Below are 12,548 nucleotides of genomic sequence, written 5' to 3' on the forward strand. Positions count from 1 at the left end.
CACTCAATTTCACCTTTTTCGCTATTTGAAGCTAGTTATGTCCCAGCCTCATTTTTCAATAATCTTTCCTTCTTCTGTTATAAAAAAGACCTTGGCCTCTTCATTCATTTCGGCTTCATTATATCTTACTTCAATAAATACAGGAAAACGAGCCTCTTGCAAGTATTGACGTAGTTTCTTTATTTTCTTCATTTCATTTTGTTGATTAATTTTTGTCCAGCTTGCTTTAATATCTATAGGAATAGAGGTAGAGAGCATCGATATGTTCATTTCCTCATAGGATGGTATTTGGGGACCAGAGAATTCTCCCTTATACTTAATTTGTTGGGCTTTAAACATTCTCTCATCCAGATTCGGAAATAATTCCTTAATTTGTATTTTAAGGTTACTGGCTAACTCACTATCCCACATTACTTTCGGATAATTATCTGAGTAACCGCGGGGAGCATTGCTGTCTTGTTCAACGATAAATAAGAGGTTCGAATTCTCTTTTGGATACGCATATCCTTGGTAGGTTTCGCTTAAAAAATTGTAGCTAATTTTCCTAAGGACAAAATCTGTCTGATATTTCTCAGTGATATAGTTTTGCATGTGTTTTTTATGTTTTTGTTTCTCCCAGGGTGTCCCATAAAAAACGGAATAAGCATAAAAACTAAATAACAGAATTAGTCCAGCAAATACCATTAGGATAATTTTTGTAGCCTTTATCTCCTTCACCCCTCAGTTGTCAGAATATTATAACTATATTATTCTATGCTATATTTTCTTATTCCTTCATCAAAAATCATCTAATAGCATAAAAAAAATCGCACATAAAGTACGATTTTAGCTCAAACTTATTTCTTCATTAACTTGTGTATGGTCACCAGAACCTCGTCTAAAACTTCATGGTCACCTTCCTGAATTCTTTCAATCACACATGTTTTTAAATGGCCTTCCAGCAAAATTTTTGCAACGCTATTAAGCGCGGATTGCGTTGCTGATATTTGTGTAATAACGTCATCACAATACGTATCCTTCTCAATCAAACCTTTAATTCCACGAATTTGCCCTTCAATCCGATTGAGTCTTGTAACGAGATTACTTTTCACTTTATCAGAATGATGACTTTTGCGATCGCTGCCCACCGTCCCGCAGCAAGATTCATCTGACATTTCTTCTTCATTCACATGGTCAAAAGACATTTGATCACCTCATTTTCCACTATTATATCATACCCCCGTATCGTAACGCGAAGGATTTCCAAGTAGTCGTGTTTGTTAAACTTGTCTGAAAAGTTGCCTGCCATTTGGAAAAAGAAATGGCCTTATTTAATGCCTAGTCTTCCTTCTATGAACGTCTCTAGTAAATTAAGCTTGCCGTTTTTATTTCCAAAAGACAAAAGTAATTCCTCTGCCTCATCGGCTTGTTTCATTTTCGCAATTTCTCGATGAAGACCTTCCATTTTTCGATCCAAACCAGCAGCCATTACAGCAGTTGCTTTTAATTCATCCAGCATTTTTTGTGGGATTTCTTTATTATATTTATAATAAATTTTATGTTCTAGGCTCGCCCAAAAGTCCATGGCAATGGTACGAATTTGAACCTCAACGAATGTTAATTCTTCACGGTCAGACATGAATATCGGAATTTCTACAATCATATGTAGACTTTGATATCCATTTGGCTTGGGATTTTTTATATAATCTTTATATTCCACAACTCGAATGTCCTTTTGCTTCGCAATCATTCGACTCAATTCATAAATATCAGAAATAAACGAACATGTTATTCTCATTCCTGCAATGTCTTTAATGTTTTCCTTAATACTTTCTAAGGAAAAATCAATACCTTTCCGCTGTACTTTTTTAAAAATACTTTCGGGTGACTTTAACCGTGAATTTACGTGTTCTATTGGATTATAGTCATGAATATAATTAAATTCATCTCTAAGAATGTTAATCTTTGTTGTCATTTCATCTAATGCAAATTTGTATGCCATCATAAAGCGAGTTAGCTCTATTTTTATGGTTTTAAGATTCTTAAAATCAAAGTTGTCCATAAATCGCGTTACTTCCTTCCAAACATCTTTACTCGATGTTTTCATCTAGTTTAGCTTCGTGTTGCAATTTCATTATCACATCTGGAGGAAAAATCATACGGCAAATCACTTTTGCAACCTCATGGTAATCGGCCTGTTTTCCGCACTGTTTCATTTTTTCAGGTGCATTCTCCGCTAAAATCATCATTGCCCATGTTACAGTATTCAAATCGATGTCCTTCCAAATAAGCCCATGATCATAGGCCTTTTTTATTCCTGAAAGAATTCTATCGTATATTTTCCGCTTCGCTGCAGTCAAAACTTCCGCAAACTCTGTATCCTTTGCCAGTATTTCAGGGAGCAGCCGCTGTAGTCCCAGCTCATTCAATCTCCTATCATATGCTTCTAAAAGTCCAGCTAAAGTGCTTTCTGGATCTCGAACACCCCATTTTGGCTCAGGGGGCATTAACATTTCAATCTGGTCCTCCAACAAGGCCATTAACAGCTGTCGTTTATCCGAAAAGTACCGGTAAAAGGTACCGGTGGCAACCCCTGCATTGGCGGCGATCTCTTTTGCTGTTGTTTGCTCATATCCCTTCATAATAAACAAAGCATATCCACTTTTAAGTAACAGTTTTCTTTTTTGTTGAGCCCGTTCTTGTTTCGGAACAATGGGGAACTCGCCAACCAGATGGTCCTCTCGGTCTGACATTTATCTCACCTCATTACTAGTATACCATAAAAACAAAAAGTGAACCTTGGTTCATGTTTCTATTGACAGACACTCTTTTCCATGTAATACTTGAACTATAGTTCATGTTACCAACTATGTTCACACCCCTTGGCATAGATTGATAACATGAACAAATTATTTATTTATTTTTTGAGTTTTTGAGCCTTTTTACTCGCTTTTCATGCTTTATTTCATATATAATATTTTATAATTAACTTTGGAAGGTGTTGATTAATATGGCAAATCAATCTGATAAAAAAGATATCTCCATAAACTCAAGCGTTTCACTAAAGGGAATTGTAAAAGCCATTTTCAACGATACCGTACACGTACAAATTGGCGGGAAGATTATTACATTACCAAAAGCTGATTTCATGTTAGATAAATCTATGAGTTAATATGCTTTTCCCATAAAAGAAAGCCCGTTGTCTTGATGACAATGGGCTTTTTATCGTTTTGTTATCATGATTACAAGCTCGTAATTGGAGGATATTGCTTATTTTCTAAGAATGTCAGAGTTATTTTACTGAGCGACTGTGTCAGCAAAGCTCACAGCTTTATATGGCGTTATATCGACTTTGTTTGGAAAAAATTACAGTGTTATCATTAATAATGTAATAAAAAAAGCCAATAAAGGCGATAAACCGGAGGGATTCATTATCCATTATTTGAAATTAAGGTACACCAATGAAATGGAAAAAGCGATGCTTAGTGCTCACGGGGTATGTTATGAAGATTACAAACGGAAGCATAACGTTAGAATGGAAGTTGAAAAGAAACGCGAACAGGATTATCTTAACTGCAAACGGCTGGTAGCTGACATAGATTCTAGATTACATGGATGATAGTTAATTAAAGTAAATCAGGAGCCTCCATCTTTGGAGGCTCCTGATTTATCGTAATAAAAAGATTGTTTTGTAATTAGGTCTTGTTATCATCCGCATGAGATACGCGGATTCATCCGCATTCTCTTTTCGCTTACCATTTAAAAAGTTTATTATCGCCCGTGAGTCTCGTATCCCCATTCCATGACCAAAGAATTTATCATTGCCAAAGAAAATTACATTTTCTGCCCTCCACCATGGCTGCTTAGGGTCAAAATCTGGATTATTGAAATGTAATACATCTCCAATAATGAAATCCTCCCCATCTTTTTGGTAAACAGGGAGATCCTCATCAAATTGCCAATCCATTAAAAAAAGACGTTCGAAGTAGGTATTAAATGCCCTTGGTCCAATGGTAAAGAGGGTCGCAAGGTATAAAACGATGGCAATGGCCGTGGCACATTCAAAGGCATACAATTTTCCATGTTTGAGTATATCTTCAATCCCTTCGGAAGGATTCACCCCCTCCCGCAATAAAAAACCGCCGTTTGCTAAGCGATACCAATACTTCTTATTTGGAAAGGAATAAGCAAAAGTAGTAAACTTTGCACCGCTATCGTTTAGAGCGGTCGCTGCTTTTATCGTATTCGCTCTAAATAATAATTCGAATTTGAGTTGCTGCAATGATTCATAGTAGTAGATTACAGGGTAACTCGCCATTTGTTTGATGATTGCTTTTTGCTCAATATTTGTGATTTCTTTACTCAAGTCCTCTGGCTTAAGAAGCATCCCATTTAAGCTAATCATTTCATACCCCCTCCTTACACCATATGACCTTGCTCCTAATTACATGCATGAAAATAGCCAGTACCCCTTTTCAATGGAACTGGCTGGAGAGATTAACCTTTTCGAATAAAATGGATGATGATTCCACTTAAAGTGGAGCCAATCGCTGTAATACCAAAAACGATGAAGTACAGCCTTTCCGCCAAGTCTGCCATTCCCTGCCCAGGGAAAAATTCTGCCTTCCCATACATCGTAATGGCGGCTAAGAATAAAATCATTGACGGAATCCAAATGATCCAGTGAGGTTTTATTTTTATCAATATAAACGGGATGACCAATCCAATAAGAAACAATACGAAGAACAACATAGCTTCAACCCTTCCAGATACCTTTATTCATTAGACGCATGAAGGAGAGCTATCGTTTCGTTTCAGAGATGGGAAGAAAGCCCATTTTTCTAGATTAATATAAAAAAGCTGGAAAGAAACAACAAATGAGTTTCTTTCCAGTTTACCTAGTTACCTTAAACGCGTAACCACCGATACATTATTTAATTTTCCTCCTGAACTCGATTCAATTGTAAGTGTTTCTCCTGGAGAAACCACTATTGAACTTCCAGTTTTCCTAACTGTCCAACTTCCATTACTGCTTGCAGGCGCTTTACCAATCAGTACAGCTTTTGGATTTGTTAAATTTCCTTTATAAACAGAAATCGTTACTCCTCCTACATCACTATTACCAGTAACTGTCAAGATATCATCTGTAGTATTAGCCTCTGTATTGTTTTTGCTGTAAATAGCAGATTGAACGGTAAGAACATCTGGCGCAGGTGTAATGTTGACAATGGATTCATTTGTCGAAGACTGACCATTCAAGCCGGTAACAGTTAATTTAAAGCTTACTGGAATAAACTGTACAGGGAACGTAAACGTTGGATTCGCAGTAGCTGGATCGCTTAGTGTAACTGCAGGACCGCTTACCTGCTCCCAATTAAAGGTCGCTGCACTGGTTGAAGCACTTCCATCCAGTGTTACCACAGTGCCTTGTTTAACGGTCTGATTTGCACCAGCATTTGCCGAAGCAGGTACTGTTGTAACATCCACTGGCAGCGACTCACTTCCTCCTTTAGCAGAGGTAATTGTAATAGTTGGCGGAATTCTTTCCGGTTTATTAAGTACAAGTGTTCCAGAAGATGGAATATCTCCAAAACCTTTTGCAGTAAGCGTTGGCTGACTTAATTTATCACTAGATGCGGCCGTGATAATGAGAGAATCAGAATTTGTATCATACTTGGCCGTCCCTGTTATGTGATCAACAGGTTTTAGCTCTTTAGTACTTTGCGGATTATCAGATTTATTCGTTACGGTTACTGTGGCCGGCACAGCACCTGTAAATGGCACATGTCCAAAGTATTGTCCATCTTTACCTCTCATTGTGGTTGCGCTCATTCCGTTACCCGTAACGTCAATCGAATACTGGGCGTCTTCTTCTGTAGAAGCAAATACATCAATCGTACCACTGCCCGCAGTATCCTGGCTGTATGTAGCTCTCATGACATCAACACCAGCAGTTGTAGCATATTTCCCCATTAGACTAAATAAATCTGTCTGGACACAGTCTGGTCCACAAGTACCATCACTACCAATTCCTGGTCCTTGAATTCTAAAGTAGTTTTGTTCCTCAGTACCGTTAAAATAGCCATTTATTATCTTATGATCAATGCCCGGGTCTCCTGCATACCCTTCCGGCAGACCACGATCTCGTACATCCCACTCTAGGAAAGTACCAATTCGACTTTTCTTTGCTCCTTCAAAACCGCCATTGATCCCAATATCTTCTACAAATCTTATTTCACCTGGGTCATTTACTCCAGTTTCATCCGGATCCGCAGGAGTAGCAATAATTTTATCGACACCATAAGGATGAGAGATGGTATATGCTTTACCGATTTGTAAATCGTCTATTCGAAAACGTACCCTTCCGAAAACAATTTGATCTCCATCTTGTACTATTTCATTTGCCCATGCAGCTTCAAGAGCGAAGGTTGCAACAGCATCCCCACCTGATGGCAAGGTAAATTCTGCACCAGCTAATTGATAAAAGGCTTCTCCATGGAAATTGCCATTCTTCACTGAAAGCTCACCTACTGCAAATTCTCCGGCAGCAAAACCACAAAGAGGATCAGTAGCATCTAAACAAAGCTCAAACCTCTTGCCATTTGAATCTTTATACCAAACAGGATAACCATACTCCCCGATTGGCCCCGCTTTTTGGAGTTTTGGAATTTTGTCCATTGACACAAGGTATTCTGCTTTTGCCCCATTATCTCCCCAAATTCCACTGCTAATTACTAATACTGCTGTGATGGCTAAAAGAATAACACTTCTTAAAGTTGACGGTTTCTTTCTCTTCCTTCTCTTACCTCTTGGCAACATTTACTCCCCACCTTTTCTCCCTATTTCCCTTATAAAATCCTAGTAATCTTTATGTCTTCATCCCTATTTCCCCTCCCTTTTTTTCAATTTTATTCCACATAATAAATAGATAGACCTATTTACCTCTCGGTTTATAGTGTTATTTTACTATTAAAAATAGCCAAAAATGGAGGGGTATTGGAAGATTCCCCCTCCTAAAAACATTTAATATTGTTTTTTTATTGTGTGAAAGCAGTACTTCCTTGCGTTGTGTCGACTAGTAAAGGTTTTGCATATAACGATTCATTTCCAAACTTATCTACTGTAGTAACAGTGTAGTAATATTTAAGTGTAGTAGGACTTATTGGCAGATTATAAGACAATGAACGAATTAAACTGCCATTTACCTTTTGGTATCCTCTTGCAGTCGATGTTGTCCTATACAGATTAAACCCTACGGTATCGCTATTACCATTCGTTCGCCATTCCAAGGTTAACAGTCTATTGTTTAAGGAAAGCTTCGAACTTATGTTAAATGGAGCTTCGGGACGTCGATCAGGCAGCGTAAGCAATTGATTTTTCGGTTGATTATGAATTCGCAGCATCCCCCATAACCCGCCTTCCAAATATCTCCTTAACTTCATTTCCCGATAAACATAATCGCCAACTTGATTAACGATGCCGTCATTCTGGACGGGGATAATATCTAAAGTCTCCCCTGGAGTAAGTGAGCCCTGACTAGATACAAGCTTTGAATTAGGATCTGTCCATTGATAGCGCCAGCGATGACTGTGAAGCGTAAAAACACTCCCTCTTGATCGATCTGCTGTATGCATGACCCTTAAACGGATTGGATCACCTACATAGGCTTCGGGTATCGGAGTTGAAGGATCCCCATGGATGATTGAGCTAAAAATAAGCGATTTATCAGGATTTGCACCAAATCGATGTCTAAATGGTTCAGAACTGTAGTTAATGCCTTTTTCTCCTTTATCCTCCATACCAACAAATGCTTCTCCTGGTGTCGGAGGACTTCCATCAACCCCAATGGTATAAAGTCCATCAGAAAACATTAATACCTGTTCTCTAAAATCAGGTTTATCCGGAACGATAATATCTCCTCGAGTACCAGACATGATTTCCTCACCAGTTTTCGGGTCACGATATTTAGAGCCTTTCGGTTCGATGATAAGAGAACCATATGCACCATGGAGTCGATGGCTGCGTATGTCCCCATAGTCATAAAGAATTGTTCCTCCATATTCTTTATCTGCATACCATTGATAGGTGATCTTTTCACCTGGTCCAATGGTTTGGTCGTAATTGTAACCAATTGTAGCACCATCAGAACCCTGCATATCGTATTGAACCATTTGCGGATGCAAGGAAACTCGATTTGAATTCTTCCAAGCCACTTGGTTAGACATTAATAATGCAGGGTCTGCCGGGTTTTCAGGAGGATCAAGTGGCAGTTGATTGGAAAGCGTAACTTGGATACACTCACCTTCATTCGCCCTTATGACAAGTGGTTCAGCTGCTTTCTTACCATTTTTTATATCTAAGTAATCTTTTGTTAGTGAGAACATCATACCAAAAGGATCATGATCACCGTATTTGTTATAGACAATGTCCTTCATAAACGCAGTAATATCAAACTTCCTTACAAGAGCACCAGGAGGACAAGGATTGCCCGGTGTTCGTGCTTTGGGTGGTTGTTTTCCATTTTTCTTCATTTGACTTACCTTCCAAGGAACAACAGATGATTTAAGGTGAGGACGATCGGGCAATTTTTGCAATGTTGGGGTTTTTTCGCCCCAAACCCTGACAAAACCCCATAATCCGCTCCACAAATCCTCAATCGGTTGTGAAGACCACAAATAATCTCTTTGACTTACCCCAACAGGGTTAGGTTGCAGTTCCATTGTAAATTGTTCTGACATACCAATGGTTTGAGTCGAAGTTAAGTCCGAATCCTCGCCACCAGATTCAAGCTTCCAACTTAATCCATGTATATTGAAGTTATGCTGGGTTTCATGTGCTCCTTGGATTAATCTAATTTTAATTGGATCTCCAGAGTAACTTTGAATAATCGGTGTCTGCGGATCTCCGTGGACCCATGAACTAAAGACGTATGCTGGATCGGCATTATTTCTTCGGAAAAATGGTTCATTCGAATAATTGACCGCTGCATATCCATGCGCATGCTTGAAATTTGCCGGATCACCCTCTAAAGGTAAAAGGTTGCCATTCTTATCCCAAAGCCTAGAAAAATCATGATAAATCAGTACTTGTTCGCGGAAATCTTCTTTTTCAGGATGAACAATCATCGCTTCTGTACCTGATTTTAGTTCCTTGCCAGTCTTTGGATCCAGCCATTTAGAGCCTTTTGGTTCAACAATTAAGGTACCAAATGTTCCGTGGAACCCTTTTTCCCCTGCTGACATATGATCATGAAAAAGAATGGAACCTTCCTCATCTGCATACCAGCGATATCGGATTTTTTCTCCAGGTTCTACCCCCTGATTATAGTTCCAGCCAACCGATGTTCCGTCAGAACCTAATGGGTCAAAAGCAACGAAATGAATGTGTAAAGAGAGAGCATTTGGTTCCTTGGCATTAAATAGGTGATTTTCTAATGATACTTCCACACAATCTCCCTGATTAGCCCGTATCGCCAACGGTCGTGGTCTTAACTCCCCGTTCACTATTTTCTGTTCATCTTCTGCTAGTACATACATTCGTCCTTCTTTATCGTGATCACCTGCATTATTATAAATAATTTTTGTTTCAATCCCGACAATGTCATATTTACGAACCAGGGCATCCTTTGGACAGCGGTCGAAATTTGGCGCACCTGGTACGAGCGCACCTAGGGATGCTTTTTCCGATTCGGTGGCTGGACGTAATTCAGGGTCGGGAGGCTTAGGAGCACGTTTTCCGATATCCCCAGGTATATAGTTCGGAAAGCCAGGATTTTGTTCCGAAGGACTCTCAGGCAATTCTTTATCTGTTAATGGCAGTAAATCAGGCTGGGCTTTATCGTAAACCCTCATCAATCCCCACATTCCTTCAAGATAATGCGGGAACAAATGGCAATGCCACAGGTAATCACCTGGAGAACCAGTGTTATCTTTGTCATAGCCAGCACCAAATGCTAATTCAGCCGTTTGAGTATCACCGATATTCAACGTGTCCGAATCAACGGTGTTTGTTTTCTTTGTATCACTTTTCCATCGATGACCATGTAGATGAAAAACATGATTTTCATCACTGTTCGCCCCAATGACTCGGTATCTAACAGGATCACCAACATATGCTCTTGTGATGGGAGTCGCCGGGTCACCAAATACCCAGGATGAATAAAACATAGTTGGATCTTTACCATCTTCACCAAGTGCATTCTTTATCCTTTCGTCTAATGGTTCGGCTCGGTAGTTTACTGCATAAAGTTCTTTTTCATTTGGATCCTCTACATGTGGTCCATGAGGTTCTTCTCCTGGTTCTTCCTCCTCAGGTGTTCCCGGGGGCTGTGGGGTACCAAATTGTGCGCTGATTCCATCATGGAAAAACAAAGTGAATTCTCGGAAATCTGGTTTGTCAGATAAATGTATATCAGCATATAATCCGCTCCTTAACACCTCTCCCGTTACAGGGTCGGTCCATGTCGCACCTTTTGGTTCAACAATTAATGCCCCAAACAGACCATCACCCATTGTTCCCCTGCCGCCGGTTGGATCAGTTAAATACGTTAAGTCTGCTCCATTGTAAAAGAAGAATGTTCCTTCATCTGTTGCATTCCAGGTGTATTTGATTTCTGTATTTGGTGCTGCCGTCGAATCAGGATTATATCCAGCAGAAGTCCCATCTGAACCCCTAACGTCATACCCAACGCCCTCAATATGAATGGAAGCTTTCTCACTTAATTGATTACGAAACGTCACCTGAACACAATCACCTTTATTTGCACGTAGTGCTAAAGGCTGAATCTCCTTGACTGGTTTTCCAGGATGATCAGCAATAGCCTTTCGAATCTTCTCAACATCTTCTGCTAAGGCATATATTTTTGACTGTGGGTCATGGTCACCAAATTTGTTATAGACCATTTCTACCTGTATGGCAGAAATAGTAAAACTCCGAACTGGTGCCCCTTTGAGGCATTTTTCATTTTGCATATCTAAACTAGAAAGTGAAATTGGGGCTAATTGAGGTTGTGCAGCTTTAGTCTGAATTATTGCTTCATTCGTTTGAGAGTTCACACTAGAAGTTTCATTTGTTTGTTCCTCGTTCGTTTGTGCCTCATTCGCTTGACCTATTTTTTCTGCTTTATTTGTTTGCGTCATTTTTTGTGCATCATTTACTATTTGTTGACTACTTGAATATTGTTGGAGGTTAGTTCTTAATTCCGATTGTGATTTTACTTTGTTAAATGCTAAAGCATGTTGTAATTCCGATGATTGCACGATGAAGAAAACTGAGAGAGATACAATAGAAAATAAGATAAGGAAACAGATTAATAGGAAAAAAGAATTCTTTTGCTTCAACCTTTGTACCCCCTTCACAATATCAAAGATATGTAGGCAGACATTCATCTACGGCTATAAAATTTTATATGACTAGGTCAAATTTATTATTCCTTTTTCATGTTCAGTCTTTTTTTACCCTACATAAACCACTAAAACTTAATAAATGATTGGATAGAGCACACAAGAAAACATCAAACCTAAGTACAAAGTAAAGATAAAACATCCTCCAAACACAGTAGCAAAAATAGGGCTCATTTTTTTATAACTAATAATGATTAGTAATAAAAATAGTAACGCAGAAGTAATTAATAAAACCGATAACAATGTTGGTGCAAATTCAATTTCTATCGGTACCAGGATGTCTTTAGCTAACAACCATTCCATCCATGTTGGCGGATCAGCCATTTTTACTTGGTATACCATTTCATTAGGCGGTGATATCGTACCCAATATGGCTGTAAAATAGAATACGAGTAACAGAATGACACATTCTGCCTTTAACCATGTCCTTGGGTCATATTCTGTTGATTTAGAAACCCTTTTTGATAGAAGGCCGTTAATAATGGCGAACATGATGATCGGAATAATACTTATGTGTTTAAAAAGCAGCATTCTTCCGTACTGTGTTGCCCATCCATTTAAATACTCTGTTGGCTCATCAATCGTAAACATAATGACAAACCCTGTTGCAAAAATATTTACCAGACAGACAACGGCCAAGGGTGTAAACCATTGTAAGAAATCTGACCAATTTTCTTTATTTTTGGAGAAAAATGATACAAGAAGTAGAACACCAACCCATATGGTTACCATTAGGAAATGGGTAGTATGAGAAAAAATACCGACAACAAACGATTTAGAAGATACATGACTCCCATACCCAATGGCAATTATCATCAAGACAAGCCAAAATGCCTGTAAGTATTTTGAGCGCTCAAGGTAAACCGTTAACCATAAAAAGATCCCAAATAAGGTGATAAACAACCAAGCCTGCCCAATTTGAAAACTGGTTAAAACTGTTGCTGCTTTAGTTATAAACCCGGCTGATTGGTCAAAAAACAAAATTACAGTTAAGACTGGCACAAAAGTAAGAACTATGATTCCTAGAATACAGATTAGCAATAATGACTTTGGTAGTTGAATGGCAGGTTTTTTCGATTCCGGAACAAATTGTAGTACAACATGACCAACTAAAAGCGAAAATAATATATAATTGCCCAAATCTGCAATAGGCGCGAGGATGTTCAT

The 12,548-nt window shown here is 38.7% G+C and carries 11 protein-coding genes; 2 read left to right on the forward strand and 9 right to left on the reverse strand.

The genetic code is table 11. From position 1 onward, the window contains the following. Positions 1 to 48: 48 nt before the first annotated feature. The 4 genes from V7108_RS10720 to V7108_RS10735 form a co-directional block, all read right to left on the reverse strand. The gene (locus tag V7108_RS10720; protein WP_335509055.1) at positions 49 to 717 is read right to left on the reverse strand and encodes a hypothetical protein; all 669 of its coding nucleotides are present in this window, start codon (positions 715 to 717) and stop codon (positions 49 to 51) included. Positions 718 to 836: 119 nt separating this feature from the next. Beyond that, on the reverse strand, positions 837 to 1,184 hold the full coding sequence (locus V7108_RS10725; RefSeq protein ID WP_335568212.1) for a metal-sensitive transcriptional regulator: 348 nt from the start codon (positions 1,182 to 1,184) through the stop codon (positions 837 to 839). Positions 1,185 to 1,306: 122 nt separating this feature from the next. Beyond that, the gene (locus tag V7108_RS10730; RefSeq protein WP_335568383.1) at positions 1,307 to 2,041 is read right to left on the reverse strand and encodes a GTP pyrophosphokinase; all 735 of its coding nucleotides are present in this window, start codon (positions 2,039 to 2,041) and stop codon (positions 1,307 to 1,309) included. Between the two features lie 28 nt (positions 2,042 to 2,069). Beyond that, on the reverse strand, positions 2,070 to 2,732 hold the full coding sequence (locus tag V7108_RS10735; RefSeq protein WP_335509051.1) for a TetR/AcrR family transcriptional regulator: 663 nt from the start codon (positions 2,730 to 2,732) through the stop codon (positions 2,070 to 2,072). A 257-nt stretch (positions 2,733 to 2,989) separates the two neighbouring features. On the opposite strand from V7108_RS10735, the gene V7108_RS10740 reads away from it, so the two are divergent. Together V7108_RS10740 and V7108_RS10745 are read left to right on the forward strand one after the other, a co-directional pair. Beyond that, positions 2,990 to 3,151 (forward strand): hypothetical protein, encoded by a 162-nt coding sequence (locus V7108_RS10740; protein WP_335509049.1) that lies wholly within the window; start codon positions 2,990 to 2,992, stop codon positions 3,149 to 3,151. Positions 3,152 to 3,289: 138 nt separating this feature from the next. Beyond that, a complete protein-coding gene (locus V7108_RS10745; RefSeq protein ID WP_335509047.1) occupies positions 3,290 to 3,598 on the forward strand; it encodes a hypothetical protein in 309 nt (102 codons plus the stop codon). Between the two features lie 48 nt (positions 3,599 to 3,646). Here the strand turns inward: V7108_RS10745 and V7108_RS10750 are convergent, their stop codons facing one another. From V7108_RS10750 to V7108_RS10770, 5 genes are all read right to left on the reverse strand, one after another. After that, a complete protein-coding gene (locus V7108_RS10750; RefSeq protein WP_335568213.1) occupies positions 3,647 to 4,384 on the reverse strand; it encodes a protein-glutamine gamma-glutamyltransferase in 738 nt (245 codons plus the stop codon). A gap of 92 nt (positions 4,385 to 4,476) precedes the next feature. Further along, positions 4,477 to 4,731 (reverse strand): hypothetical protein, encoded by a 255-nt coding sequence (locus tag V7108_RS10755; RefSeq protein WP_335509043.1) that lies wholly within the window; start codon positions 4,729 to 4,731, stop codon positions 4,477 to 4,479. Between the two features lie 150 nt (positions 4,732 to 4,881). Then, positions 4,882 to 6,798 (reverse strand): PKD domain-containing protein, encoded by a 1,917-nt coding sequence (locus V7108_RS10760; RefSeq protein ID WP_335568214.1) that lies wholly within the window; start codon positions 6,796 to 6,798, stop codon positions 4,882 to 4,884. Positions 6,799 to 7,016: 218 nt separating this feature from the next. After that, the gene (locus tag V7108_RS10765; RefSeq protein WP_335568215.1) at positions 7,017 to 11,318 is read right to left on the reverse strand and encodes a multicopper oxidase domain-containing protein; all 4,302 of its coding nucleotides are present in this window, start codon (positions 11,316 to 11,318) and stop codon (positions 7,017 to 7,019) included. A gap of 138 nt (positions 11,319 to 11,456) precedes the next feature. Then, positions 11,457 to 12,548 carry a copper resistance D family protein gene (locus V7108_RS10770; protein ID WP_335568216.1) on the reverse strand — a complete coding sequence of 364 codons (1,092 nt, stop codon included), beginning with the start codon at positions 12,546 to 12,548 and terminating at the stop codon, positions 11,457 to 11,459.

Source organism: Neobacillus vireti (genome assembly GCF_036962345.1).
Lineage (GTDB): Bacteria > Bacillota > Bacilli > Bacillales > Cytobacillaceae > Neobacillus > Neobacillus vireti_A.